The following is a 24,243-nucleotide window of genomic DNA, read 5'->3' as shown; positions in this document are numbered from 1 at the left end:
CGGCAGACACAATGAATGTGCGTATTTATCGGTTTGATAATGCCGAGGGTTCGGTTCTCTCCTGCTGTTCCTCATCCTTGTACTGAATATAATCCAGCACCAACCCATACCCCTGAAATGGATCCTGTTCCTCAACACATTCGGATATCTCAGTTCCGACTCCCATCGGAATCTCCCCATCTTCATCAAAATAGATTTCTGACCATTCGTCCCGAACTTCCCGTAGATTCTCAAACCAATCCTCGTGATACTGAGAAATCACAAATGCTACTCTCGCTACTGCATCCCAAATGCCTGATTTAGCAGTTGTAGAAACCCAGAAACTGATTCGAACGTCATGTGGGCTATACCCACTTATTGATAAGTCCGCCATCAAGGGGTTGGCAAGCTCAGAGGCTGATTCCTTACCACGAAGGAAAGAGTGAATATAAACATAAATTAGGTCTTCTTCCCATCCCTCGCGCGACGTTGGAAGTTCGTAGTTTTCTAATCGGAGACCGATGTTGACAGAGTCATTGCAGTCGATCCCTAAATTCTCAATACTGAGCGTTAGATCTCTTGCTTCCCCATCAATTATAATAGTGAATTCGTATTCTTCCCCGCGTAATTCGGTGTGTAATTGGTCTTCCTTCTCCCTCGGTGTGAGTCGGTTATGAATTTCTGTCTGGAGAATTTCAATCGGTTTGAATGGAGAAAGAGGCATCATAGAGAACAAAATGTGGTATTGAGCCAAAAGGATTCGGGAGCTATTCAAATGAAGTGCGAAATTAGAAGGCTCTTCTGACTACAGGTCACCCGTACCGCTCGACCAGCGCTTCGTCGGGCGCGTTCACACGGACGGGCTGGTTCTCGCGGGCGAACCGGACGGCCTCGTCGCGTTTCTCGGCGGTCTCGGCGTGGATCGTGAACAGCGCCTCGCCCGCCTCGACGGCGTCGCCGACTCTCGCGGCGATATCGAGCCCAGCACCCTTGTCCTTGGGTGCGCCGGCGCGGCGCGCACACTCGTTGACCAGCCGGTTGTTGGCGTGGCTGACCCTGCCCTCGCGCCGGGCGTCGACCGTCGCCGTGTGGCTCCCGATGGGAAGATCGTCGACCGTCACGTCCGGGTTCCCGTTCTGTGCGGCGACGATCTCGCGGAACTTCGCGAGCGCGCGGCTGTCGTCGAGGATGGCGGCGGCCGACTCGTCACAGTTACACGCCGACAGGAGTATGTCCGCGAGTGTGACGGCTTTCGACCGGAGGTCGTCGGGCCCCTCGCCCTGGAGGACCGCGAGCACGTCCCGGGCTTCGAGGCCACAGCCGATCCCGGTGCCGACGGGCTGGTTGCCCCGGGTGATCGCGCAGTCGACGGCCATCCCGAGGGCGTCGGCGACGCGGTCGAAGTCTTCGGCCATCTCTCGGGCGGCGTCGAGGCTGGGTACCTTCGCCCCCTCGCCGTAGGGGATGTCGATGACGATCTCGGTCGAGCCGGCGCTTTTCTTTTTCGAGAGGACAGAGGCGATCATCTGCCCCGGCGGGTCCAGCGAGAGGGGCGTCTCGACGCGAATGATCTTGTCGTCGACCGGCGAGAGGTTGACGCCACCGCCCCAGACCATACAGCCGTCGGTCTCGGCGACGATCTCGCGGATCTCGTCGAGACCGAACTCCACGTCACAGAACACTTCCATGGTGTCCGCCGTGCCGGCGGCCGAGGTGACCGCCCGCGAAGACGTTTTGGGGATGGTCACGCCCGCCGCGGCGACGATTGGGACGACGATCGGTGTCACTCGGTTGCCCGCGACACCGCCGATGGAGTGTTTGTCCGCCACGACCGCCTGGTCCCAGTGCATGGTCTCGCCGGCGGCGACCATGCTCTCGGTGAGATTGACGATCTCGGCCCGCGAGAGCCCGTTCGTATAGATGCTGGTGACGAACGCCGACAGCTCCGCGTCCGTGAGCCGATCGTACTTGATGTCCGTGACGATGTCTTCGATCTCTCCGGCTTCGAGTTCGATGTCGTCCAGTTTCTTCCGGACGTAGGAGGCCGAACTGGGGCTGGGCGCGATGGTCACCGTGACCTCGCCCTCGATGTGGCCGAGCGGGCGCGTCACCGCCAGCTCACCCTCGGCGACGAGTTCCTCGGTCAACTCGACGATCCCGACGACCGTACCCCCGTCGTGGTCGATCTCGACGCGGTCGAGCGGGTGGGCACCGAGTTCGGCGGCGTCGGCACCGTTGAGGATCACCGTCGGTGTCCGGGTCCCGATATCGATCTCCCGGGCCTGCAGCTTCATGCCTCAGCCTGTCGGCGCGAGACTATAAGTGTCGGGAGAACGGTCCTCAGTCGGCGGGTTCGTCGACCTCGATCAGCACCGGCTCGGGTTCGTCCGGGTCCGTGACCGGGCCCGGCTGTGATTCGCCGCTCAGTTCGTCGAGCAGGAGTTCGACGTTGCGCACGTTGGTTTTCCAGAGCGCGTCGAAGACGGTCCCGACGAACGGGATGGCCCCGCCGCCCACGTCGATGGCGATGTTGACGAGCATTCGCGCGAGCGTGGCGTACGAGACGCCGAGATACGCCGATTCGACGACGATGTACAGCGAGAGCCCGCCGCTGATCACGTCACCGACGACCGGGACCGCACTCACCAGCGGATCGAGGCCGACCCGGACCTCCGTGCCCGGGACCCGGATGCTCTCGTCCATGACGTAGGCCACGGCTTTGAGCCGGTCGAGCGCCGCCTCGTCGACGTCGTCCGGCGGGTCCCCGTCGAACGTCTCGTCGAGCCGTGCCGCCAAATCCCCGCTCATACCCGAGGGGTTCGGTTCGGCGACGGATAAGGCCGACGCCACTCCTATTTTTGTTCCGACACATCACCACAAAACACATCCGACAGGCGACGGGATCCGCTCCCGTATGCTTCAGGCAGAGTTCGAGGTGTGTACCGACTGCGGCAACCTGCACATGGAAGGTGGATCGGCACCCGACCACGTCGAGGAGTGTGCGGTCTGCGGTGGCCGCCTCGACGAGGTGGAACTGGACGACCTCGTCGGGCTGTAGTCGCGCCCGGCGAATCGACTCGCGGTCGTCGCCGTTGAAGTACCTGGCGCGCCAAGTCCGACTGTGACCGGAACTCGTGTCGCCGTCGCCGGGACGTTCGGGCCGCTCCACGACGGCCACCGCAACCTCCTGGAGACGGCGCTGAAGTACGGGGACGAGGGGTTGATCGTCGGCCTGACGAGCGACGCGTTCGCGCGGGCGTCGCGGACACGCGACGTGCCGCCGTTCGATCGGCGTCGGGCCGCGCTGGAGACCGCCTTCGGGGATCTCGACGAATGGGGCCGCGAGGTGGAGATCAGACGGCTGACCGACGAGCACGGGATCGTCAGCGACGAACCGGACATCGACGCGCTGGTCGTCTCACCGGAGACGGCCCCGGAACTGGCGGCGATCAACGACCTGCGGCGCGAGAACGGGTTCGACCCCATCGAGGGAATCGTCGCGCCCTACGTCCTCGCCGAGGACGGTGAACGCATCTCCTCGACGCGGATCGTCCGCGGCGAGATCGACGAACACGGCCGCGTCCGGAACTGATCACGCCTCGTCTGCGTCCTCGTCAGTGGGCCGGATCGTCATGACTGGGGCCGGCGAGGTCCGGACGACGCGCTCGGCGACGCTCCCGAGCAGGACGCGCTGGAGACCCTGCCGACCGTGGGTCCCCATCACGACCAGATCGATCCCCTCGTCCTCGACGTAGTCGACGATAGCCCGATGGGGAACGCCGACGAGGATCGCCTCCTCGGTGTCGGGGACGATCGCTTCCTCGGTCGACTGGCCTTCGGCACCGGCCAGGCTCACGATCTCGTCGATGTCGGCCTGTGCCTGTGTCCGTAGCGTCGACTTCAGATCGCCCAGATCGGTGTCGGTCGGTGTGGTTAGCGCCACGTCGTCCACGTCGACCACTGCGAGGGCGTGAATCGTCGCGTCGTAGCGCTCGGCCAGTCCGACGGCGTGTTCGGCCGCCGCCAGCGCGCCCTCGCTCCCGTCTGTCGGCACCAAAATCGTGTCGTAGTCGCGATCTACCATGGGTTCGTTTCGACGTTCTCGTCGCGCGGTAAAAAAGACGGCCGTCGTCTCTCAGTCGCTGGGAGGACCGATCAGGTGCCCTCGACGTCGAACTCCTCGGGCGGGCGGCCGGCGGCGTCCAGCACCTCGTCCGAGACCAGGATCGGACAGTCGACCCGAAGGCCCAGCGCGATGCCGTCGCTGGGGCGGGCGTCGAAGACCAGTTCCTTGCGCTCGCCGCCGTGGTACTGCTCGGCGTCGACCTTGGCGTAGAAGGTGCCGTCCGCGAGGTCGTCGATGCGAACCTTGTCGATAGCGCCGCCGAACTCGGCGACCATCTCGACGAACAGGTCGTGTGTGAGCGGTCGGTCGAACGGTTCGCCCTCGATGGCCAGTTGCATCGACTGGGCCTGGTCGCTACTGACGAAAATCGGCAGGAGTTCGTCCCGCGCACGGAGGACGACGACGGGCGCGCCCGAGCCTTCGTCGCCGACGCCGACACCGACGCCCTCGACGGTGGCCTCGTTCATACTCACAGTACGACCGGCGGGTATGAAAAGATATCCCGGCCCCGACGGCGTGGCGGCGGCCGGGTCGGCCGTCGATATAGAGGGCTAGTTGTGTCAACAGCTACCACACTGGGCCAACGGGCCGTTCATAGCAACGCTCAGGCACCCGCTGGTCCAGGTGGCCACTACCGTGATACCGATTACCGTCCGCGAGGTGATGAGTTCGCCCGCGGTGACCGTTCCCGCCGACCGCCCGGTCGAACGAGTCGCCCGGCGACTCCGGAAGGAGACGATCGGCTCCGCGATCGTCGTGGCAGACGGCGAACCCGTCGGCATCGTCGAGTTGACCGATATCGTCGATCTGGTGATCGAAGAGATCGACCTCGAGGCGACACCGGTCGGTGAAGTCACGGCTGGCGAGCCACCGACCGTCGCTCCGGCGGCCCCGGTCCAGCGGGCCGTCGCGGTGTTCCGTGATACCGGTCGGAAACGACTCGCGGTGCTCGAGGACGGCGAACTCGTCGGTGTCGTGACGACGACGGATCTGGCCACCTACATCCCACAGGTCGGTCCCCGGATCGGCACGGATGGCGGCGTGCTGGCCGCGGACCGTCCTGGAACCAACGACACGGCCTACGATCGGGTCGACTGGGCGTTCACCGACGACGGGGACCGCCCCGAGTCGATCGAAGAGGGTGAGACCTTCCGATTCGAGAAGCGACTCTCGGCGGCCGATGTCGCGGCCTTCGCCGAGGCGAGCGGCGACACCAACCGGCTCCACCTCGACGAGGCATTCGCCGCCGAGACGCGGTTCGGCGGCCGGATCGTCCACGGTGCCCTCACGGCGGGGGTGATCAGCGCAGCCCTGGCCCGGCTTCCTGGCACCGTGATCTACCTCTCCCAGAACCTCAGTTTCCGTGGTCCGGTCGGAATCAACGAGACGGTCGCCGCCGAGGTCACCGCGACCGAGCGCCTCGCGGCCGACCGCTGGCGGTTCGAGACGGTCCTCCGGGACGACGATGGCGACCCCGCCCTCACCGGCGACGCGACGATCCTGCTCGAGAAGTGAGACCGTGAGGTTATTCCAACCCACTGTCCTCACGAACCGAGAACGGTCGGGACGTCTTTAGAATCACTCCACGAACGCTGATATATGGGACATCACGAACTCATCTGCCGGTCCTGTGGCGCTGAATCACGGATTCAGGACCTCTCGACCACCGGCGAGGCCCGCCCGACCTGCCCCAACTGCCGGAGCCACTCGTTCGCGATCTGATCGGCCGAGTACTCCCCACCGTCCCGCGCGGGTGGCGCGACCGAGTCTTTTTGTTTCCCTCTGCAGTGGGTGACCCCATGCAACCGATCGGATCGGGAACCGTCGCCGTCTCGTTCGAGGACCACCGCGCTGACGTGTTGCTGGATCGCCCCGAGAAACGCAACGCGATGGACCTGACGGTCGTCGACGACCTCCGGGCGGCAATCGAGACCGTCGACGACCGCGAGGACGTGCGCGTGCTGACACTGCTGGGCAACGGTCCCGTCTTCTCGGCCGGGATGGATCTGGAACTGATGGCCGAGGCCGACATGGACGGCCATCAGGAAATCTACGACGGCCTCCGGGGCGTCTTCGACGGGATCGAGGCACTGTCGGTGCCCACCGTCGTCGGCATCGAGAAGGCCGCCATCGCCGGGGCCTTCGAGCTGACCCTGCCCTTCGACTTCCGGATCATCGGTGCCGACGCCGCCTACGGCCTCAAGGAGACGAAACTCGGCATCTTCCCGTTCGGCGGGGGCACCCAGCGCCTCCCCCGGCTGATCGGGCTGGCGAAGGCCAAAGAACTGGTGCTGAAATCGGATACGATCGACCCCGACGAGGCCGAGCGGATCGGCCTGGTCAACGAGGTCGTCGAACCGGGGACCGTCGACGAGGCGACCCGCGCGTACGCCGACGAACTCGCGACGCGGGCCCCGATGGGGATGACCCGCGCCAAGGGGTGTCTGAACAGCGCCTTCGACGTGTCCCTGGAGGAGGGGCTGGACATGGAGTACGAGCGCTCGCGGGAGGTCTGGGACAGCCACGACCACCGCGAGGGGTTCGCGGCGATGCTGGAGGACCGGGAGCCCGAATTCGAGGGGGAGTAAGTTAGAGGTCCTCGGGCTTCAGCCGCGCCAGCCGCATCGCGTTGCCGGTGATGGCGCTGGTCATCCCCACGTCGCCGATCAGGACGGCGTGGATGACGCCGACGACGCCGAAGGGGATTCCGAGCGCGAGGACGGCCTTGACGCCCAGCGAGCCCCAGATGTTCTGCCGGATAACGCCGTTGGCCCGGCTGGCGAGTTTCGTGAGGTAGGGAAGTCGGGAGAGGTCGTCGCCCAGCAGGGCCACGTCGGCGGTCTCGATGGCCGTGTCCGACCCGGCCGCGCCCATTGCGACGCCCACGTCGGCCGTGGCGAGGGCGGGCGCGTCGTTGATGCCGTCCCCGACCATCGCGACCTCGCCGTATTCGTCCTGCAGGGACTCGATGGCCTCGACTTTCTCCTCGGGGAGGAGACCGGCCCGGAACTCGTCGACGCCGACTTCCTCGGCGACGGCGCGGGCGGTCCCCTCGTTGTCGCCGGTGAGCATCACCGTCGTCAGTCCCTGCTCGCGCAGCGCCGCGACGGTGCGGGCCGCGTTCGGCCGGATCGTGTCGGAGACGGCGATCAGCCCCTCGACTTCCTCTTCGGTGCCGACGAGGATCACGGTCTTGCCCTCGCTCTGGAGCCGCGGGATGGTGTCCTCGACGAGGTCGAGACAGCCCGCGCGCTCACACTGGTCGCGGGCGTCGGCGGGTAACTCGCCCGCGTCGGTCGTGAAGTGGACGTGGCCGAGATCGAAGCCCAGGTCCTCGAACAGGGCGGGCTTGCCGGCGTAGTGGGTCGCACCGCCGAGGTCGGCGCGGACGCCCTGCCCGGTCAGGCTCTCGAAGCCCTCGACCCCGCGGTCGCCGTTCTCGACGCCCTCGGCGCTGGCGTGGCCGACGATTGCCGTCGCGATGGGGTGTTCGCTCCGGGCCTCCAGCCCGCGGGCACAGCGGAGCACGTCTTCCTCGTCGTTGCCGTTGAGCGGCACCACGTCGGTCACGCCCAGATCGCCGGTCGTCAGTGTCCCCGTCTTGTCGAGGGCGACGGCGTCGACCTCGCCCATCGCTTCGAGGTGGTCGCCGCCCTTCACGAGGACGCCGTTGCGTGCCGCGCTAGTCACGCCAGAGACCACCGTGACCGGCGTCGAGATGACGAAGGCGCAGGGACAGGCGATCACGAGGAACGTGATCCCGTTGACGAGCCACTCGATCCCGGGCCACCCGAGGACCAGCGGCGGGACCGTCGCGGTGACGATGGCTGCCGCGACGACGATCGGCGTGTAGTAACTCGCGAAGCGGTCGACGAACTGTTCGCGGTCGGTCTTGCGCTCCTGTGCGCCCTCCACGAGGTCGATCACCCGCGAGAGCGTGGTGTCGTCGGCTCCGGCGGTCACCTCGAATTCGAGGTAGCCGCTCTCGTTGATCGACCCGGCGTACACTTCGTCGCCGACGGTCTTGTCGACGGGGACGCTCTCGCCCGTGATCGGAGCCTCGTTGACCGCGCTCTCGCCCTCGATCACCTCGCCGTCCAGCGGGACCTTCTCGCCGGGTTCGACGACGATCGTCTCGCCCACTGCGACCTCGCCGGCAGGGACCTCGGTCAGTTCCCCGTCCCGACGGACCAGCGCCCGCTCGGGCGCGAGTTCGAGCAGTTCGGTCAGGGAGTTCCGCGCCCGGTCGACGGCGTGCCGTTCCAGCAACTCGGCGACGTTGAACAGGACTGCGAGCGACGCCGCTTCGATCAGCAACCGCTCGGGCGTGAACAGCGACACCGCCGTCGCGCCGAGGATTGCGACGGTCATCAGGAAGTCGATGTCGAGGCTCAGGTTCCGCGCCGAGTAGTAACCGTTCCGGACGATCACCTCGCCGCTCGCGACGACGGCCACCAGCAGCACCACGTCGGCAGCGAACAGCGGGTGGCCGAACGGCCGGGCGACCGCCACGTCCAGCCCCAGCGGCAGGAATCGGACCGCGAGCCCGACCAGCAACAGCACGGCACCGACGGCGGTCTTTTTCGCTCGCGTCGTCTTCCAGACCGGTTCCGTCGCGGCCGGTCCCGACCGCTCCGTCCCGCCCTCGGACGCGTCGGTCACCTCGTAGCCGGCCGCCTCGACCGCCTCGACGGCCGCCTCGCGGGCCGCCGCCGAGGTCGCCGTCAGCGTGACCACGCCCGTCGCCGGACTGAACTCCGACCCGGTCACGCCGTCGACGCCGTCGAGCGCGTTCTCGACTTTCCCGGCACACGACGGACAGTCCATCTCCGGCACCTCAAGCCGGAGCTGGACCGCCTCGCCCGCGTCCCCATCGCCGTCCACGGTACCGTCGGTCATTACGTGACCGTAGCCGTTCAGGTCTTATTAATCGCGCTGTTACTACCCCGCCCCGTACTGCCTTTCATTAATAACTGAGCGCGAATCTGTTAACAACTCTGGGTGGGTCGGGCGGGGTGGACAACGCGGTGCTTTTCACCTCGAAAGCCGAACGTGAGGTATGGACGAATTGCTGTCCGGCGACGAGGGCGGGGTCAGCCGCAAGCAGGCGGCGCTCTGGATCCTGCCCTTTTTCGCGCTCGGGATTGCGGACGTGATCCTCCTCCTCCAGTGGGGGCTCGACGGGCTCTGGGGCTTCATGATCCTGCCGCCGATCCTGTTCATCTGCGTCCTCGCCTACATCGCCTTCCGGACCGGGTTCGCGACGGATCGGACGGGTGATGTGACAGGCGAGGCCGAACAGAGTGAGGCCTCGGAAAGAGCCAGCGGGCCGTAGGCCTGCGAGCAGGGCGCGGCTGGCCGAACGAAGTGAGGAGCCGCGGAGAGAGGGCGAGCGGGGAGGCGGAACGACCCGCGAGCAGGGCGCGGCTGGCCGAACGAAGTGAGGAGCCGCGGAGAGAGGGCGAGCGGGGAGGCGGAACGACCCGCGAGCAGGGCGCGGCGGGCCGAACGAAGTGAGCGTCGTCAGCGTACCCGGGGCACCATCTCGACGGATTCGGTCGGCGATGCGGTCACGCCCGACGTGAGGTCCAGCGGCCCGCCGTCGCCGACCAGTTCTAGCCGAAAATTTCTGGCCAGTGTCGCGAGGATGAGCTGTGCCTCTAGCTTCGCGAAGCGCATCCCGATACAGCGCCGCGGCCCGCCGCCGAACGGGAAGTACGCGTACTCCGGGCGGTCACGGTCCTCGACCCACCGCTCGGGCCGGAACTTCAGGGGGTCGTCGTACCACCGTGCGTCCCGATGGACGATCCACTGAGGCATCGTGAGGATCGACCCTGCCTCGACGGCCCGGCCGCGCAACTGCACGTCCTCGCTGGCCTCGCGGACGACCCGGTGCACTGGCGGGTAGTACCGCATCGCCTCGGTCACGACCTGCTCGGTGTAGGACAGGTCTCCGAGGTCCGCCATCGTCGGGACCGCATCGCCGAGTACGTCGTCGATCTCGTCGTGTAACCGCTCTCGGACCGCTGGATTCTCCGCCAGCAGGTACCAGGTGTAGGTCAGCGCCAGCGAGGTCGTCTCGTGACCCGCAAGCAGGAACGTGACGAGTTGGTCTCGGAGCGTCCCCCGGGTGATCTCGCCATCGTCGTGAGCCACCAGGAGCGTCGAGAGCAGGTCGTCCCGCCCCTCGGCGTCGCCCCGCCGGCGCTCGATCAGGTCCTCGATCACGCCGTCGATGGCGTCGACGCCACGCTGGGCCCGGCGGTCCCACGGCGTCGGGAGCCACTCCGGGAGCAGGGCCGTCGCCGCCGGCGCTTCGGCCTGGGCGCCGATGTCGCCCATCGCGTCCGCGATGGTCTCGACGTGGTCGCTGATGTCGGTCCCGAACAGCGACCGCGCGAGTATCTGGACGGTGATGCGGCGCATCTCGTCGTCGACCGCGATCTGTCGCCCGTCCCACCATCGCCTGCCGGCCTGCTGGGCACAGTCGGTCATGACCTCGACGTACGAGTCGATCTTCTCCGGCCCGAAGGTGGGCTGGATGCGCTGGCGCTGCTCGCGCCACCGCTCGCCCTCGCTCGTCAGCAACCCCTCGCCGAGGACGCCGCTCAACTGTTCGCGCTGGAAGGCTCCCTTCTCGAACTTGCGGTGATCCGTCGAGAGAACTCGCTCGATGTCTTCGGGGTGGGTGACGAGGTAGAACGTCATCCCGCCGACCTCGTAGGGCACTACGTCCCCGAAGTCCGCACACCGCTCGTAGAACGCGAACGGATCGCGCGCGAACTGGAAGGTGTTGCCGACGACCGGCCAGCCGTCCGGCCCCTCCGGCCCACCCGCATCTGTCTTTGCCATGCCATCACATACGCACGCCGCCGCTTGATTACACCGCCTCCCTTCGTGGGTTTTTGAAAAGCGGTGGCGGAACCGAGTGGTCTTCCTCCGCGGCGCACGTCACTCGCCGTCCCTCGAAAATGACGCCGAGGCGGGGATTTGAACACGCCGAGACGTTCCGGGCGTGCGGCCTCGCTCCGCTCGGCCGTTCCGGGGCTGCGACTCGTCTGCTCAAATCGCTCGACGGCGTTTTCACTCGCCGTGTTGGCTCGTGGAAAACGCCGAGGAGGAGATTTGAACCACGGTCGTTCCGCTTCGCTCCACTCCCTGATTCAAATCTCCTGCGGGTCATTCGCGGCGCTGACGGTTCGCTTCGCTCACCGTATTGCGCCGCGAAAATGACGCCGAGGAGGAGATTTGAACTCCTGAGTCCGTGAGGACAGTTGCTCTCGAAGCAACCGCCTTGGCCAGGCTAGGCTACCTCGGCTCACTCCAACGTTTTGCCGGTTGGTCTTTATCCGTTTCGATTCGGAAGACGGAGCGATCTTTCAGCGACCCAACCACTAAATGCGGCGACGTGGATGGATCGGACATGGAGATCCCCGAAGCGAGCTCCGCCCTGGAATCGGTTCGCGAGGAGGTCGGATCGGCCGTCGTCGCCGACGACGAGTTCCTCGAAACAGTCCTCCTCGGTATCGTCGCCCGCGGCCACGTCCTCATGGAAGACGTGCCCGGCACCGGCAAGACCCTCACCGCCCGAAGCGTCGCCACGGCGCTCGGGCTCTCCTTTTCGCGTGTGCAGTTCACGCCCGACCTCCTCCCCTCGGACGTGACCGGCACGAACGTCTACAACGAACGCGACCGCACCTTCGAGTTCGCCGACGGCCCCATCTTCGCCAACGTCGTCCTCGCGGACGAGATCAACCGCGCCCCGCCGAAGACCCAGTCGGCGCTGCTGGAGGCCATGGAAGAGGGCCAGGTCACCGTCGACGGCGAGACCCACCAGCTCCCCCAGCCGTTCTTCGTCATGGCGACCCAGAACCCCGTCGAGATGGAAGGAACCTTCGAGTTGCCCGAAGCGCAGGTCGACCGCTTCGCCGTCAAGACCGCCATCGGCTACCCCGACGAGGACGGCGAAGTGGAACTGCTGAAGCGCCGCCGCGGCCGAGACGCCCTCAGCCCGACCGTCGAGTCCGTGCTGGCCCCCGGTGACGTGGAGGCCGTCCGGCAAGCGCCCGAGGCCGTCCGCGTCGAGGACGACCTGCTCGACTACATGGCGGCCATCGCCCGCGCGACCCGTGACGACCGACGGGTCGAGGTGGGTGTCTCGCCCCGCGGAACTCAGCGGCTGTTCGAGAGCGCCCGCGCCCGCGCCGTGATCGAGGGCCGGGAGTTCGTCACGCCCGACGACGTGAAGTGGGTCGCCGAACCGACGCTCGCCCACCGGCTGGTCCTCACGCCCGACGCGCGCGTCGACGACGTGCAGAAGGAGAGCATCGTCCAGGGGATCCTCGACGAGATTCCGGTGCCGACAGTTTAGGGCTCGGCCCGCTCGCCGTCGAAGTCGAGGTCGCCCTCGACGGCCAACTTTTCGAGGTGAGCGCGCACGGTCGCACGCGCGAGGTCGCGAACGCCGGTGAGGTCCTTGTCGTAGGCCCCGTCGAGGACTTCCTCGACCGTCCGAGCGCCCTCTGCCACGGCCCGCCGGACCGTCCGCTCGCGGTCGAGCCGGTGGTCGATCAGCCTGGCGAGCGTCGCGTCGGGATCGTCGATCACAGGGCCGTGGCCGGGGTACAGCGTCGCGAAGCCACGAGCGTGGAGTCTGCGGAGGCTCGTCAGGTACGCGCGCATATCACCCTCCGGCGCACCGACGACGACGCTGCCGGCCGCGACCGCCAGGTCGCCGACGACCGCGCCCCGATCCCACGTGAACGCGACGTGTTCCTGTGCGTGGCCGGGCGTATCGACGATCTCGACCGGGCCGTCGTCCGTCTCGATCCGGTCGCCGGGGCGAAACGTGCGGTCGGGCGTGCGGCCGGTGGCTCGCTCGAAGCCGTCGGCGCGACCGGCGCGTGCCCACAGGGTCGCGTCGCAGGCATCGGCGTACTCCGCGACCGCACCGACGTGATCCGGGTGGTGATGTGTCACTGCGACGTGGGACGGATCTGCGTCTGGGACGGCCTCGTCGAGGGCGTCGGTCCGGGCGGCCGGATCGATCAGGAGGGCGTCGTCGCTGCCGAGCAGATACGCGTTCGTCGCGCCGCCGGGGCCGCGCGTGGCGGTGTCGACGGGGACCCGGGAAACGTCCATACCCCACCCCTGAGGTACGCCGGGCAAAAGAGCCTGCGGTCAGTGACTCAGGTAGTAGACCTGCTTGCGCGCGTCGTGGAAGCTGTACCGCGATCCCACGAGGTCGGATTCTTCCAGCCGGTTCAGCGCGTAGCGTACCGTCCGATCGGGCAGCAGCGACTCCTCGGCGAGTTGCCCCTGCGAGAGCGGTGCGTCACCCTCCAGTACCTTCGCGACGAGCTTCGCGCTCGGCGGAAGCTCGCGCAACCGCTCGCGGAAATCCGGATCTGCAAGTGGACTCTCCTCACTGTTCTCCGCGTGCGTACTTTCGTCCGGCGTCGTACTCATACCTGCACGTGGCCGAACACGACGGGTAAAACTTGGCTATATGTATGACAAAACAATAGGAACAAATAAGTGCGTATTATGCATCCTTATACAAAGTCTGCCGACACAAATTGCCGGAATCGATAACGCCCCTCCGTCCGTCGGTTCCGGTCGGTCGATTTCTGGTTCGGATACAGACGTATTGGTGTGTTTACTATTACGGGACTTTTGGCGCGGTCGCGCGATGCGTTTCAGTATCGTTTTATGGACTGCGAGTCGCAATCAGGCACAAACCGTGAAGGGACAGGAGTGGTATCAGGAGGACGATATCGCCGAGGAGTACGAGGAGAAACGGTTCTCACGGGGGGGACGGCTCATCGATCGGCGGGAGAAACAGGCCGTGCTTGACGCGATCGGGCCGGTCGAGGACAGGGACGTGCTGGAGATCGCCTGCGGGACCGGACGGTTCACGGTCATGCTGGCCGAGCGCGGGGCGAACGTCGTCGGACTCGACATCTCCGGGCCGATGCTCCAGCAGGGCCGGGAGAAAGCCGAGCGCGCGGGCGTCGCGGAGAACATGGACCTGATGCGGGGCGACGCCGGCCGGCTGCCGTTCCCCGACGACAGTTTCGACTCGGTGATCGCGATGCGATTCTTCCATCTGGCCGACCAGCCGGCCTCCTTTTTGAGCGAGATGCGGCGGGTCTCGCGCAACCAGGTCTTCTTCGACACGTTCAATCGCTTCACCACGCGCTCGCTGTACAACTGGGCTCTCCCGATGGGCTCGCGGCTCTACTCGCGCTGGGAAGTGTCCCGACTGCTCGACAGCGCCGGTCTCCACCTCGTGGACGACGATCACGACTTCGCGTTCCCGTACGGGCTCTACCGCGAGATTCCCAACGAGTTGGCCAGCGTGTTTCGGGACATCGACACCACGCTGATCAGTTCGCCGCTGGGCAAGCGCCTGGCGTCGGTCTCGTATTGGCACACCCGCGTCCCCTGACGGCACGAGTTTTTTAGGGGTCCGGCGGGGAACGGGGAGTATGGATCTCTCGGTGGTCGTCCCGACACTCAACGGACGCGACCGGCTCGCGGGCTGTTTAGACGCCCTCGCCGACCACGCGTCCGACGCCGAGATCGTCGTGGTCAACGGTCCGTCCTCGGACGGGACGACGGGGATGGTTCGGGACCGCGCCGACGTGGATCTGCTGGTCGAGATCGCCGACCGCCGGCTCAACGTGGCGCGCAACGCCGGTCTCGACCGGGCCAGCGGCGACGTCGTCGCCTTCGTCAACCACGAACTGGCCGTCGAACCCGAGTGGCAGTCGGCGCTTGCAGCCGGCATCGAGACCGCCGATGTCGTCTCGGGCCCGACCCACCAGGAACTCAAAGCCGGGATGACGACCGAGAGCGTCGAGTCAACGAGCATCAAGGGCCGCACGGTTACCTACTTCAACGGCGACAACGCCGCCTTCACCCGGGCGGCACTCGACGCTATCGACGGGTTCGACGAGTACCTCCGCACCGGTGGCGCGCGCGACGTGGCCCACCGACTGGCCGGGCAGGACTTCGAGGTGACCTGGCGCGGCGATATGTCGGTCCGCGGCGAGTACGGCACCGACGGTGGCGTGACCGACACCGACTGGCGCTGGAAGTACCGCTCGCTGGCCTACCGGCTGGCGAAGAACTACGGCGTCCGGCCGACCGTGCTCCGTCGGCTGGTCGGCCACGCCGTTCGCGACGCCGGTGGTGGGCTCCGGGCGGTCGCCGGCGGCTCCATCGAACCGTCACAGTGGTTCGGCAACGGCCGGGACGTGCTGTCGGGCCTCGCCGTCGGGCTCAAAGACGGCGTCCGTGCCCGGTGGCGCGACCGAACGGCCGCGCGCAACCCAAACGGCCGGGCCGACCGCACCGACCGCGCCGTGTCCGTCTACGACTGGCGCTGAGTCCGGTTTGCCAGCAGATAGACCTCGATACTCTCGTACTCCCGGTGGCGGACCACCTGCCGCCCCTCGCCCGCCACGTCCAGCATCCGCTGGCGCTCGCCCGGCAGGAACCAGAGGTGTGTCAGGACGAGCCACACCCGGTCGTGGCCGGCGGTCACGTTCCGGAGCGTCGCGTTGGGCGTGACGTAGCTCCCGTTCGCCCGCCACCCGGCGTGGATCGGTCGGACGGTGATGTCGCCTCGCGTCCGGTAGTACTCGAACGCCGACAGCCCCGCCCGGTCGATCACCAGGACCAGATCGTCCGATTCCGCGGCTGTTTCGAGGTCGGGGACGGCCTCGTCCCACTGTTCTTTCTCGTCGGTCGTGTGGTAGTGCACGGTCGCCGGCAGGATCGAGACGACCAGCAGGCCGGCCAGTGCGTAGCCGACGTGACGGCGTTCGAGACCGAGGGGCAACCGGTCGCGGGCGAGGCTCGTGAACCCGCGGGCCGCGAGCAGGATCCACGCTGGCGACGCCGTGATCGTGTACCGGTCCCAGAACAGCGGCGTCACCAGGTACGAGACCGCGACCAGCCCGAGGATCGGCACGAGTGCCCAGACGACGAGCAGGTGACGCTCGCGCCCGAGCGGTCGCGCCCGGAGCGCGAGTGCGACACCGACGGCGACCAGCGACCCGACTGCCAGTTCGGCCGTCCCGCCCGCGGTCGTGAAGTATTCCACCACGGTGCCGGTGACCCGTCCGGGGCCCGGCGGGGAGATGAAGTTGAACCCCACGACGGCCGACTCGACCTTCAGGATGCCGACGACGAGGATCGGCGCGAGCAACGCCCAGCAGGCCGCCTGAGCCCGTTCGAGGGCCGTCAGCCCGTCGAGCGTGAGCCCGTCGCCGGCCAGCAGGCGCTCGATCAGGAGGACGAGCCCCTGGGCGACGACGACGAACAGGCCGAACGGGTGGACGGCGGCGGTCGAAAGTGTCGCGACGACGTAGCCCGCGGCCAGCCGACGGGTCGGCCGCCGTCGGAGCCACAGGAAGGCGAGAAACGAGAGGAGCGTCAGCACCGTCCACAGGCTGTACATCCGCGTCTCCTGGGCGTAGTAGAGCTGGAACGGGGCGACGGCGAACACGAGTGTCGCGACCAGCCCGGTCTCCCTGTCGAACAGCTCACGGCCCAGCAGGTACAGGAGTGGTAGCGAGACGATCCCGAAGACTGCGGAGGGGAAGCGAACGGCGGTCGCGCTCGTCCCGACGGCCGTGACCCAGAAATCGAGGAAGACGTAGTACGGCGGGAGGTGGGGTTGCTTGCTGGGGATGACCCACAGGAGTTCGAGGGGGCCGTGGTTCGTGACGAACCGGAGTGTGATCGCCTCGTCGACCCAGATACTCTCGACGCCGAGGCCGTACAGCCGGAGGGCGGCTCCGAGGGCGACGACGCCAGCCAGGGCTAGCACGTACCGGTTTCGCCAGTCGATGTGCCCACCCACTGTCACCCTCTCTGCAGGTGTCAGTGATAAACACTACGAGACGGACGGAGCGATGGAGTTCACTCGCCGCCCGACGAGGACAGTTCCGGGACGACCCGGGAGGGGTTCTTCGAGAACACCTTCCGCATGGCGTCTTCGGGCACGTCCAGCGTGAGAATCTCCATGAGGCCCACGTCGGGGTGGGTGGCCGGTGCGCCGCTGCCGAAGCAGATCCGGTCGGGGTGTTCCATGATCGCCCGTTCCAGCGGCGTGCGAAAGCGGACGAAACTCGTGTCGAGGAAGCAGGACTCCCAGCGATCGAGCAGGGCGATGCCGTCCGCGATCAACTCGCGGTCGAGCGGGTAGCCGCCGAAGTGTTCGACGATCACGGGGAACTCGTAGTCCAGCAGGTGGTCGGCGACGGCCCGGGGCGGGAACTGCCGGCCGGCGTGGACCAGCACCGGGAGGCCAACGTCGGCGAGCCGTTCCAGCACTTCCTCGTCGGGGAGGCCGTCGGCCGCAGGGTGGAGCTTGAACCCGGCGAAGCGGTCGTCGTAGGCGTACTGTTCCACGTCCTCGGGCGAGGTGTGGTGGTCCTCGCGGGAACTGGCGAGGTTGCGCAGGCGCGCGCCCGCACTCGATCCGGCGTCCCGGGCCCCGTTGATCCGGGCGAACGCGACGAACGAGCGCCCGACGCTCATCCGAGCGACGGCGTTGTTGACCTTGAGATAACTGCCGTCCCGCGAACCCGGGAACACGACCGACCGGACGACCCCGGCCTGGTGCATCTCCCGCTCGATGGTCTCGGGATCTCCCGTCCGGCCGTCGGAGCGTCGCGACTCGTCGGGTTCCAGCCGGACGTGAACGTCGACGACGCGGAACTCGTGTTCCAGCTCCAGCATCCACCGAGGTAACGAACGGCCCTGTAATAACGGTTGCCCGCGTGACGACGCGTCCCGTCGCCGACCCCGCCTGAGTCCCCGACTGCTGTGGTCCCTCACATCCGGTCGCCGTCTCTCCGTTTCCTCCGATAGTAACTTTTATATAGAACCGCTGACCACCTCATTAGTGACTATGAGCCAACAGCGACGGATGGGCGGCCAGCCCATGTTTATTCTCAACGAGGATTCCCAGCGGACAGAAGGGGAAGACGCACAGACATCCAACATCGCCGCGGGGAAGGCGATCTCCGAGGCAGTACGGACGACGCTGGGCCCTCGCGGGATGGACAAGATGCTCGTCTCCGATTCCGGCGACGTGGTCATCACCAACGACGGGGCGACGATCCTCGAAGAGATGGAGATCGAACACCCCGCCGCACAGATGATCGTCGAAGTCGCCCAGACCCAGGAGGACGAGGTCGGTGACGGGACGACGACCGCGTCCGTCCTCGCAGGCGAACTCCTCAAGCAGGCCGAGGACCTGCTCGACGACGACGTGCACCCGACGACCATCGTCGAGGGGTACCACGAGGCCGCACAGCTCGCCCAGGCCTCGATCGACGCCGAGACGCTCGACGCCGACGTGGACGAGGAGACGCTCCTGTCGGTCGCCGAGTCCTCCATGACCGGCAAGGGCACCGGCGACGTCAACGCCGAGAAGTTGGCCGAGACCGTCGTCGGAGCCGTCCAGCACGTCGACACCGACGCCGGCGTCGTCCGTGACAACATCACCGTCCGGACCCAGACCGGTGCCTCCTCTTCGGCGACCGAACTGGTCGAGGGCGTCCTCGTCGACGAGGAGCCGGGCCACGAGAATATGCCCCGCTCCGTCGACGACGCCGCCATCGCCGTCGTCGACAACGACGTCGACCTGAAGGAGTCGAGCATCGACGCCGAGTACAACATCACCGAGGTCGACCAGCTCGACCAGGCCATCGCGGCCGAGGAAGAGGAACTCAAAGGCTACGTCGACAAGATCGAGGACGTCGGCGCGAAGGTCCTGTTCGTCACCGGTGACATCGCCGACCGCGCGAAGGCCTTCCTCGCAAAGCGGGGCATCCTCGCCTTCGAGAGCGTCGGCGACGACGACGCCAAGTCCATCGCCTCCGCGACGGGCGGCTCCCGCGCCGGCGCCGTCGAGGAGCTGGAAGCCGACGACCTCGGCGAGGCCGACGCGGTCCGCGTCGAGAAGTACGACGACGACGACGTCGTCTTCATCGAGGGTGGTGCGGCCGCCGACGCCGTCACCGTCTTCGCCCGCGGCGGCACCGAACACGTCACCGACGAACTCGAACGCGCGCTCAACGACGCGCTCGACGTCGTGACCGCCGCGCTCGATAAAGGCGGCGTCGTCCCCGGTGCCGGTGCCGCCGAGATCGCTATCGCGGCCCACATCCGCGACGAGGCCGCGAGCATCGAGGGCCGCAAGCAGTTGGCCGTCGAGGCCTTCGCCGACGCCGTCGACGTGCTCCCGCGCACGCTCGCGGCCAACACCGGCATGGACCCCATCGACGCGCTCGTCGACCTCCGCTCGGAGTTCGACAGCGAGGGGCGCGCCGGCATCATCTCCGAGGGCCAGACGGGTATCATCGGCGACCCCGTCGAGTACGGCGTCCTCGACCCCGCCGCGGTCAAGGAGGAAGCCGTCGAGTCCGCGACCGAGGCCGCGACGATGATCGTCCGCATCGACGACGTCATCGCCGCGGAGTAATCGAGTCTTACCGGGAGACTCTCGTTTCGTAGTGAGTGGCGGCCGAGCAACTACCCGACATTTTTCGAGCCGACCGCGTCGCTGAGCCCGAACGGACAGCGTCTCGCAGTCGATCGCGCAAGAAGAGACAGCGAGTGACGCCCCTCGGCGTCACGGTAGCGGCCCGATGTCTACTCTTCGACGACGACGGTGCCTTTCATCCCCATCTCCTCGTGAGGGATGCAGACGTACTCGTGGGTGCCGGTGGTCTCGAAGGTGTGGACGTAGGATTCGCCCGAGCGGATTGCGCCCTCGATGGTGTCACCGCCGTTCCAGCCCGCGCGGGCGGCCGACTCCGAGTCGAAGCCGCCGGAGGCCCAGTACTCGGCGTCCGACGGGATCGAGTCCTCGTAGGCGGTGACCGAGTGTGGTTCGCCTTTGTTGTGGGTCCAGGCGATCGTGTCGCCTTTCTGGACCGTGATCTCTTTCGGGTCGAACGCGACGAGGTTCATATCGATCACGTGGTCGGCGTCGCTCGGCGTGCCCTGCTGGACGTTCGGCCCACCGGCGTAACGCTTCTCCTCGCCGGTGCTCCCGCCGTCTGCGCTGACCGGCGCATCGTCGAGCGCTCCGACGACGGCGAACTGCGCGCGCAGGGTGGTGTTCGCGTAGGCGCTGGCGGCCCCGCGCACGTCACCGTTCTCCGCGAGCGCTGTCGAGAGGCCGTCCAGACCGCTCTCGAAGTTCTCGTAGGCTCCTTCGTCGGCGTCCTCCAGTGTCTCGTGGATGCCGCCGTCGTTGGCCTCGAAACTGGTGAACACGGCGTCGACCATCGTGCCCGCCGCGCCGCCGAACGAGCCGCCGGCGGCCGCGACGGTGGCATAGGCCGCCTCGACGGCTCGCGTGTAGAAGGTCGTCGCCGCGGCGTAGGCGTCGCTGTCGTTCCCGGCGGCGCTCCCGACCGCGCTCAGATCCGCCTCGAAGCTCTCGTAGACCTCGCCGTCGGCGTCTTCGAGAGCTTCGTGGAACCCGCCGGCACCGCCCTCGAAGTAAGTCAGGGCGTCGGTGACGACCGTGTTCGCGCGGCTCTGCTCGTCGAGGGCGGCCAGCGCGGCCGCGTCGAACCCGCGGGCGGCCACGTACGTCGACTCGGCGGCGCTGACCTGTGCGGTCGAGCCGGCGGTCGTCATGTATCCCAGCAGTTCGTCCATCACTGCCGTCGCGTGGGTCTCGACGCCGCTGTCGTTCGTGTTCTCCATGGCCGTCCGTAGCGAAGACAGCGCCGACTCGAAGGCCTCGTAGCTCTCGGCGTCCGTGTCCTCGAAGGCCTCGTGGAAGCCGGCCTCGTCGGCCTCGAACCGCTCGAACACCGACCCGACGACGCCCGACGCGACGTTGTTGGCCCCGAGCCGGTAGATCTCGCGGGCGTCGGCCACCCGGGCCCGGAAGAAGGCGGCTTCCAGCAGGGTCGCGCCTGTCGACCCGGCCAGCGCCTCGATGCCGGTGACGAGGTTCTCGTCGACGGTGGCGACCGCCGAGTCGATACCCTCGCTGTCGCCGTTGCCGATGGCCGTCGAGAGGGAATTCAGGCCGCGCTCGAAGCCCTCGTAGGCCTCGCCGTCGGCCTCTTCGAGGGCTTCGTGGTAGCCGTGTGCGTCGGTCTCGAAGTGCTCGAACACGTCGTCGACCATCGTCTGTGCGGTGTCGGTCGCGCCTCGGGCCGCCAGCCAGTGGGCGTCGTAGACCCGCGCCCGGTAGCTGTTCAGGACCGCGGCGTGGGCGAGATTCGTCGAGGGGCCGCCCAGCGACGCGAGTGCCGCGGCGTCCCAGCCCTCGGCCTGGTAGGCCGCGAGGTGGCCGGCGGCCGCGAGGTCCCCGCTGGCGATGGCGTTCGCTCCGGTCACGGACGCGGAGATGGCCGCATCGCTGGCGCTCCGGACGGTGGCCACGTTGCCGGCACTCGCCGCACGCCGTGCGTCTTCCATCGCACCTTCGAGGCTCTCGTAGGCCTCGCTGTCGGCCGATTCCAGCGCGCCGTGTTCGGGCGCGTTCTCGAACCACGATTTGATCTCGCCGGCGACGGTCGCCGCCGCCTCGGTCTCGCCGGCGGCCGCCAGCAGTTCCACGTCGTTGACCGCCACACCGTAGCGGAGGACGCCGAGCGCGTTCGCACCCGTCTCGCCGACGACCGCGATCTGTGCCTCCCGGAGATGTTGCTGGGCACTGCGCCAGCCGTCCTCCGCGGCTTCCTTGTCGCCGCTGGACAGCCCATCGCGGAGGTCGACGAGACCGCTCTCGAAGCCCTCGTAGTTGGTCGTACTCGTCTCCTCGAGGTACTCGTGAGCCCCGTACTCGCCGTTGGCACCCTCGAAGCGCTCGAAGGTCCGGCCGGCGACGGCTTCCCCTTCGCCGGTCATCCCGGCCAGGCCGAGCGTGTACGCGTCGTCCAACCGCGCGCTCATGACCGTCCACTCGGCGGCGACGGCCGCGCCCGCACCGACGCTCGCCGAGGGTTCCACCTCAGCGTCGTCCTCTGTCGACGCTGGCGTGTCCGTGGGCGCGTCCGTCGCCGTGTCGGTCGACGCTCCGTCATCTGTACTACCACTACACCCTGCGAGCCCCAGTCCAGCGGCCACGGCCGTCGCCGTCCGGAGCAGCTGCCGTCTGTTCGCTTCCATCGGTTTTAGGTCTGCCTAATCCAAACTTAAACCCGTCGAAGTTTTGGCGTACCTAAAACCGATCGGCGGGTCGCGGCTTTCAACACGGTCGGTGCCGTGGCTCCGGGTATGCACGGGTTCGGGGAGGAACCACTGATCGAGACGCAGGTCGGGGAGGCGCTGGCCGAGCGCGGCGAGACGCTGGCGGCCGCCGAGTCCTGTTCGGGCGGGCTGGTCGCCTCGCTCGTGACGGACGTGCCCGGGTCCAGCGAGTACTTCGACCGCTCGTACGTGACCTACAGCTACGACGCCAAACGCGAGGTTCTGGGCGTCTCCCGTGAGGCGCTCGACGCCGAGGGTGCGGTCTCGGAGCGGGTCGGCCGGGAGATGGCAAAGGCCGCTCGCGACACCGCCGACGCGACATGGGGTGTTTCGACGACCGGCGTGGCCGGGCCCGAGCGCGACCGCGCGGACCACCCGATCGGGACCGTCTTCGTCGGCGTCGCCTACGCCGGTCCGTGGGGGAGCGGCGAGTCCACGACGACCGTCGAGCGCTACCAGTTCGACGGCTCCCGGACCGAGATCAAAGAACGGGTGGCCCGGCAGGCGCTCGCGGACTTGCTCGACCGGGTTCAGGCGTGATCGAGGTCGATCGACACCGCGTCGCCGACGCCCACGCCGAAGGCGTCCGCGCCCCGGCCCCGGTTGACCGCTAACTCGACGTTCTCGTGGCTCCCCACGGTCACCAGCCGCTGGCCCGCCTCGACGGCGGCGTAGGTCGGTTCCACCGGCGCGGACTCGCCGTTCACGCGGACCGTCCCGCCGTACCGTTCGTCCAGTACCTCGCCGGGCACGTTCGTGATCGCGTTGCCGAAGCCGTCGACGACCAGAACCTCGCCCTCGGCGCGACCGTTCTCGACCGTCGGTTCGGGGAACGTCAGGTCGGTCCACTCCCCGACCGGCGCGAACTCCGAACGGCTCTCGAACGCTTCGACGCCAGCATCGTGGGCCAGCGCGGCCGCGGGCGCGAACACGTCCCGCCCGTGGAACGTCGAACTCGCCGGGTCGCCGAGATCGATCTCGAAGACCTCGATTTCGTCCGCTCCGTCCGCCAATCGACGGGCGGCCGGCAGGCAGACGCCGTTGTCCGGGCCGACGAGGGCGTGGTTGCCTGCGCGGGCGACGACCGCGGCCCGGTCGGTGCCCACGCCGGGGTCGACGACGACCAGATGGACGGCCGGCGGGAACCAGGGGAGCACCTCCCGGAGCCAGAACGCGGCGGTTCGCACGTCCTGCCGGGGGAAGTCGTGGGCCACGTCGACGAGACGCGCGTCCGACTCCTGCAGGATGACGCCTTTCATCGCGGCCGGGTACGGTGAGCCGAAATCGGAGGCGAGGGTTATCATCTGCTGTCGTGTGGGGTCTCAGTGGTCGTTCTCGGTCGCGTCGCCGCCGTCGTCGCCCGATATCCGGCGGAGCCGCTCCAGTCCGTCGATTTCGTCGATCACGTCGACGACGGCGTCGGGGACGAGGTGCTCCCAGTCTTTGCCCTCGATCATCCGTGCTCGAATGCGGGACCCTTTCAGATCACCGCGGTTGTACATCTCGGATTGGCGGACTTCGATGCCGGCTTCCTCGAACAACCGGATCACGAGCGGGTTGTTCGAGTAGGCCACGTCGAAATCCGGTGCCATGCTCTGGATGTGACCCACCCAGACGGAGTTGCGGTCGATGTCTTCGATGGGAACGACGTACGTCTGGGTGTCCAGTTCGTCGAGGACGCGCGAGACCATCATGATCCGTTCGCCCGCGGTGAACGGATTCCGGACGGTGTGGCTGGCGTCGGCGCTCCCGATCCCGACGACGACCTCGTCGACCTCCTCGGCGATGCGGTCGGTCATCTCGCGGTGGCCGTCGTGGAACGGCTGGAAGCGGCCGATGTAGAACCCCCGTGTCATACCAGTACGTACGTGGGCTGTTTGATAAATCACGCGAGT

General features: G+C 67.3%; 25 protein-coding genes and 1 tRNA gene. 11 read left to right on the top strand and 15 right to left on the bottom strand.

The window, feature by feature from the left end; translation table 11 throughout:
• Positions 1-25: 25 nt before the first annotated feature.
• The 3 genes from BMX17_RS03135 to BMX17_RS03125 form a co-directional block, all read right to left on the bottom strand.
• Positions 26-706, bottom strand: coding sequence for a hypothetical protein (locus BMX17_RS03135; protein ID WP_092657551.1), 681 nt, complete (start codon positions 704-706; stop codon positions 26-28).
• An 85-nt stretch (positions 707-791) separates the two neighbouring features.
• On the bottom strand, positions 792-2,273 hold the full coding sequence (locus BMX17_RS03130; RefSeq protein ID WP_092657549.1) for an AMP phosphorylase: 1,482 nt from the start codon (positions 2,271-2,273) through the stop codon (positions 792-794).
• 46 nt (positions 2,274-2,319) lie between these two features.
• The gene (locus BMX17_RS03125; protein WP_092657547.1) at positions 2,320-2,787 is read right to left on the bottom strand and encodes a DUF4112 domain-containing protein; all 468 of its coding nucleotides are present in this window, start codon (positions 2,785-2,787) and stop codon (positions 2,320-2,322) included.
• A gap of 106 nt (positions 2,788-2,893) precedes the next feature.
• On the opposite strand from BMX17_RS03125, the gene BMX17_RS25855 reads away from it, so the two are divergent.
• Together BMX17_RS25855 and BMX17_RS03120 are read left to right on the top strand one after the other, a co-directional pair.
• Positions 2,894-3,037 carry a hypothetical protein gene (locus tag BMX17_RS25855; RefSeq protein ID WP_170845314.1) on the top strand — a complete coding sequence of 48 codons (144 nt, stop codon included), beginning with the start codon at positions 2,894-2,896 and terminating at the stop codon, positions 3,035-3,037.
• Positions 3,038-3,100: 63 nt separating this feature from the next.
• Positions 3,101-3,571 (top strand): phosphopantetheine adenylyltransferase, encoded by a 471-nt coding sequence (locus BMX17_RS03120; RefSeq protein ID WP_092657545.1) that lies wholly within the window; start codon positions 3,101-3,103, stop codon positions 3,569-3,571.
• Here the strand turns inward: BMX17_RS03120 and BMX17_RS03115 are convergent, their stop codons facing one another.
• Positions 3,572-4,063 (bottom strand): universal stress protein, encoded by a 492-nt coding sequence (locus tag BMX17_RS03115; protein ID WP_092657543.1) that lies wholly within the window; start codon positions 4,061-4,063, stop codon positions 3,572-3,574.
• A gap of 71 nt (positions 4,064-4,134) precedes the next feature.
• Positions 4,135-4,572 carry a bifunctional nuclease family protein gene (locus BMX17_RS03110; RefSeq protein ID WP_092657541.1) on the bottom strand — a complete coding sequence of 146 codons (438 nt, stop codon included), beginning with the start codon at positions 4,570-4,572 and terminating at the stop codon, positions 4,135-4,137.
• A gap of 169 nt (positions 4,573-4,741) precedes the next feature.
• Here BMX17_RS03110 and BMX17_RS03105 point away from each other — a divergent pair, with 169 nt between their 5' ends.
• The 3 genes from BMX17_RS03105 to BMX17_RS03100 all read left to right on the top strand — a co-directional run bounded on the left by BMX17_RS03105 (position 4,742) and on the right by BMX17_RS03100 (position 6,693).
• The gene (locus BMX17_RS03105; protein WP_170845313.1) at positions 4,742-5,620 is read left to right on the top strand and encodes a CBS domain-containing protein; all 879 of its coding nucleotides are present in this window, start codon (positions 4,742-4,744) and stop codon (positions 5,618-5,620) included.
• An 84-nt stretch (positions 5,621-5,704) separates the two neighbouring features.
• Complete coding sequence (locus BMX17_RS27225) at positions 5,705-5,827, top strand: hypothetical protein (RefSeq protein WP_280141354.1); 123 nt, start codon at positions 5,705-5,707, stop codon at positions 5,825-5,827.
• A gap of 77 nt (positions 5,828-5,904) precedes the next feature.
• Complete coding sequence (locus BMX17_RS03100; RefSeq protein WP_092657537.1) at positions 5,905-6,693, top strand: enoyl-CoA hydratase/isomerase family protein; 789 nt, start codon at positions 5,905-5,907, stop codon at positions 6,691-6,693.
• Position 6,694: 1 nt separating this feature from the next.
• On the opposite strand, the gene BMX17_RS03095 is transcribed toward BMX17_RS03100, so the two are convergent.
• A complete protein-coding gene (locus BMX17_RS03095) occupies positions 6,695-9,004 on the bottom strand; it encodes a heavy metal translocating P-type ATPase (protein ID WP_092657535.1) in 2,310 nt (769 codons plus the stop codon).
• 160 nt (positions 9,005-9,164) lie between these two features.
• On the opposite strand from BMX17_RS03095, the gene BMX17_RS03090 reads away from it, so the two are divergent.
• Positions 9,165-9,440, top strand: coding sequence for a DUF8142 family protein (locus BMX17_RS03090; RefSeq protein ID WP_092657533.1), 276 nt, complete (start codon positions 9,165-9,167; stop codon positions 9,438-9,440).
• Between the two features lie 188 nt (positions 9,441-9,628).
• Here BMX17_RS03090 and BMX17_RS03085 read toward each other — a convergent pair whose 3' ends face one another.
• The gene (locus tag BMX17_RS03085; RefSeq protein WP_092657531.1) at positions 9,629-10,957 is read right to left on the bottom strand and encodes a cytochrome P450; all 1,329 of its coding nucleotides are present in this window, start codon (positions 10,955-10,957) and stop codon (positions 9,629-9,631) included.
• 381 nt (positions 10,958-11,338) lie between these two features.
• Positions 11,339-11,423: transfer RNA gene (locus BMX17_RS03080), tRNA-Ser, on the bottom strand.
• Between the two features lie 105 nt (positions 11,424-11,528).
• On the opposite strand from BMX17_RS03080, the gene BMX17_RS03075 reads away from it, so the two are divergent.
• Positions 11,529-12,476, top strand: coding sequence for an AAA family ATPase (locus BMX17_RS03075; RefSeq protein WP_092657808.1), 948 nt, complete (start codon positions 11,529-11,531; stop codon positions 12,474-12,476).
• Here BMX17_RS03075 and BMX17_RS03070 read toward each other — a convergent pair.
• Positions 12,473-13,246, bottom strand: a complete 774-nt coding sequence (locus BMX17_RS03070; protein WP_092657529.1) for an MBL fold metallo-hydrolase — start codon at positions 13,244-13,246, stop codon at positions 12,473-12,475. The genes BMX17_RS03075 and BMX17_RS03070 overlap by 4 nt on opposite strands.
• 39 nt (positions 13,247-13,285) lie before the next feature.
• Complete coding sequence (locus BMX17_RS03065; RefSeq protein WP_092657527.1) at positions 13,286-13,573, bottom strand: MarR family transcriptional regulator; 288 nt, start codon at positions 13,571-13,573, stop codon at positions 13,286-13,288.
• Between the two features lie 274 nt (positions 13,574-13,847).
• On the opposite strand from BMX17_RS03065, the gene BMX17_RS03060 reads away from it, so the two are divergent.
• A complete protein-coding gene (locus tag BMX17_RS03060; protein ID WP_092657526.1) occupies positions 13,848-14,555 on the top strand; it encodes a class I SAM-dependent methyltransferase in 708 nt (235 codons plus the stop codon).
• A gap of 40 nt (positions 14,556-14,595) precedes the next feature.
• Positions 14,596-15,498: a glycosyltransferase family 2 protein gene (locus tag BMX17_RS03055; RefSeq protein WP_092657524.1), complete on the top strand. Its 903-nt coding sequence runs from the start codon at positions 14,596-14,598 to the stop codon at positions 15,496-15,498.
• On the opposite strand, the gene BMX17_RS03050 is transcribed toward BMX17_RS03055, so the two are convergent.
• Together BMX17_RS03050 and BMX17_RS03045 are read right to left on the bottom strand one after the other, a co-directional pair.
• Positions 15,483-16,979 carry a glycosyltransferase family 39 protein gene (locus BMX17_RS03050; protein ID WP_170845312.1) on the bottom strand — a complete coding sequence of 499 codons (1,497 nt, stop codon included), beginning with the start codon at positions 16,977-16,979 and terminating at the stop codon, positions 15,483-15,485. The two genes, BMX17_RS03055 and BMX17_RS03050, sit on opposite strands and share 16 nt — an antisense overlap.
• 59 nt (positions 16,980-17,038) lie before the next feature.
• The gene (locus tag BMX17_RS03045; protein WP_092657520.1) at positions 17,039-17,860 is read right to left on the bottom strand and encodes an amidohydrolase family protein; all 822 of its coding nucleotides are present in this window, start codon (positions 17,858-17,860) and stop codon (positions 17,039-17,041) included.
• 190 nt (positions 17,861-18,050) lie between these two features.
• Here BMX17_RS03045 and thsA point away from each other — a divergent pair, with 190 nt between their 5' ends.
• Complete coding sequence (gene thsA, locus BMX17_RS03040) at positions 18,051-19,610, top strand: thermosome subunit alpha (RefSeq protein ID WP_092657806.1); 1,560 nt, start codon at positions 18,051-18,053, stop codon at positions 19,608-19,610.
• 170 nt (positions 19,611-19,780) lie between these two features.
• Here the strand turns inward: thsA and BMX17_RS03035 are convergent, their stop codons facing one another.
• Positions 19,781-22,267, bottom strand: a complete 2,487-nt coding sequence (locus tag BMX17_RS03035; RefSeq protein WP_092657518.1) for a DUF5059 domain-containing protein — start codon at positions 22,265-22,267, stop codon at positions 19,781-19,783.
• A 108-nt stretch (positions 22,268-22,375) separates the two neighbouring features.
• Between BMX17_RS03035 and BMX17_RS03030 the strand changes: the two genes are divergently transcribed.
• The gene (locus BMX17_RS03030; RefSeq protein WP_092657516.1) at positions 22,376-22,888 is read left to right on the top strand and encodes a CinA family protein; all 513 of its coding nucleotides are present in this window, start codon (positions 22,376-22,378) and stop codon (positions 22,886-22,888) included.
• Here the strand turns inward: BMX17_RS03030 and BMX17_RS03025 are convergent.
• Together BMX17_RS03025 and BMX17_RS03020 are read right to left on the bottom strand one after the other, a co-directional pair.
• Complete coding sequence (locus BMX17_RS03025; RefSeq protein WP_092657514.1) at positions 22,879-23,652, bottom strand: SAM hydrolase/SAM-dependent halogenase family protein; 774 nt, start codon at positions 23,650-23,652, stop codon at positions 22,879-22,881. The genes BMX17_RS03030 and BMX17_RS03025 overlap by 10 nt on opposite strands.
• Before the next feature lie 18 nt (positions 23,653-23,670).
• Positions 23,671-24,204, bottom strand: a complete 534-nt coding sequence (locus BMX17_RS03020) for a nicotinamide-nucleotide adenylyltransferase (RefSeq protein WP_092657512.1) — start codon at positions 24,202-24,204, stop codon at positions 23,671-23,673.
• Between the last annotated feature and the right edge of the window lie 39 nt (positions 24,205-24,243).

Source organism: Halorientalis persicus, assembly GCF_900110215.1.
In the GTDB taxonomy this organism is placed as follows: domain Archaea; phylum Halobacteriota; class Halobacteria; order Halobacteriales; family Haloarculaceae; genus Halorientalis; species Halorientalis persica.
This window is presented reverse-complemented; position numbering and strand designations above follow the sequence as displayed.

Bases quoted from the DNA above. Each gene is read 5' to 3' on its own strand.
- BMX17_RS03135 (WP_092657551.1), bottom strand. From the start codon at position 706: ATGATGCCTCTTTCTCCATTCAAACCGATTGAAATTCTCCAGACAGAA.
- BMX17_RS03130 (WP_092657549.1), bottom strand. From the start codon at position 2,273: ATGAAGCTGCAGGCCCGGGAGATCGATATCGGGACCCGGACACCGACG.
- BMX17_RS03125 (WP_092657547.1), bottom strand. From the start codon at position 2,787: ATGAGCGGGGATTTGGCGGCACGGCTCGACGAGACGTTCGACGGGGAC.
- BMX17_RS25855 (WP_170845314.1), top strand. From the start codon at position 2,894: ATGCTTCAGGCAGAGTTCGAGGTGTGTACCGACTGCGGCAACCTGCAC.
- BMX17_RS03115 (WP_092657543.1), bottom strand. From the start codon at position 4,063: ATGGTAGATCGCGACTACGACACGATTTTGGTGCCGACAGACGGGAGC.
- BMX17_RS03110 (WP_092657541.1), bottom strand. From the start codon at position 4,572: ATGAACGAGGCCACCGTCGAGGGCGTCGGTGTCGGCGTCGGCGACGAA.
- BMX17_RS27225 (WP_280141354.1), top strand. From the start codon at position 5,705: ATGGGACATCACGAACTCATCTGCCGGTCCTGTGGCGCTGAATCACGG.
- BMX17_RS03100 (WP_092657537.1), top strand. From the start codon at position 5,905: ATGCAACCGATCGGATCGGGAACCGTCGCCGTCTCGTTCGAGGACCAC.
- BMX17_RS03095 (WP_092657535.1), bottom strand. From the start codon at position 9,004: ATGACCGACGGTACCGTGGACGGCGATGGGGACGCGGGCGAGGCGGTC.
- BMX17_RS03090 (WP_092657533.1), top strand. From the start codon at position 9,165: ATGGACGAATTGCTGTCCGGCGACGAGGGCGGGGTCAGCCGCAAGCAG.
- BMX17_RS03085 (WP_092657531.1), bottom strand. From the start codon at position 10,957: ATGGCAAAGACAGATGCGGGTGGGCCGGAGGGGCCGGACGGCTGGCCG.
- BMX17_RS03075 (WP_092657808.1), top strand. From the start codon at position 11,529: ATGGAGATCCCCGAAGCGAGCTCCGCCCTGGAATCGGTTCGCGAGGAG.
- BMX17_RS03070 (WP_092657529.1), bottom strand. From the start codon at position 13,246: ATGGACGTTTCCCGGGTCCCCGTCGACACCGCCACGCGCGGCCCCGGC.
- BMX17_RS03065 (WP_092657527.1), bottom strand. From the start codon at position 13,573: ATGAGTACGACGCCGGACGAAAGTACGCACGCGGAGAACAGTGAGGAG.
- BMX17_RS03055 (WP_092657524.1), top strand. From the start codon at position 14,596: ATGGATCTCTCGGTGGTCGTCCCGACACTCAACGGACGCGACCGGCTC.
- BMX17_RS03045 (WP_092657520.1), bottom strand. From the start codon at position 17,860: ATGCTGGAGCTGGAACACGAGTTCCGCGTCGTCGACGTTCACGTCCGG.
- thsA (WP_092657806.1), top strand. From the start codon at position 18,051: ATGGGCGGCCAGCCCATGTTTATTCTCAACGAGGATTCCCAGCGGACA.
- BMX17_RS03035 (WP_092657518.1), bottom strand. From the start codon at position 22,267: ATGGAAGCGAACAGACGGCAGCTGCTCCGGACGGCGACGGCCGTGGCC.
- BMX17_RS03030 (WP_092657516.1), top strand. From the start codon at position 22,376: ATGCACGGGTTCGGGGAGGAACCACTGATCGAGACGCAGGTCGGGGAG.
- BMX17_RS03025 (WP_092657514.1), bottom strand. From the start codon at position 23,652: ATGATAACCCTCGCCTCCGATTTCGGCTCACCGTACCCGGCCGCGATG.
- BMX17_RS03020 (WP_092657512.1), bottom strand. From the start codon at position 24,204: ATGACACGGGGGTTCTACATCGGCCGCTTCCAGCCGTTCCACGACGGC.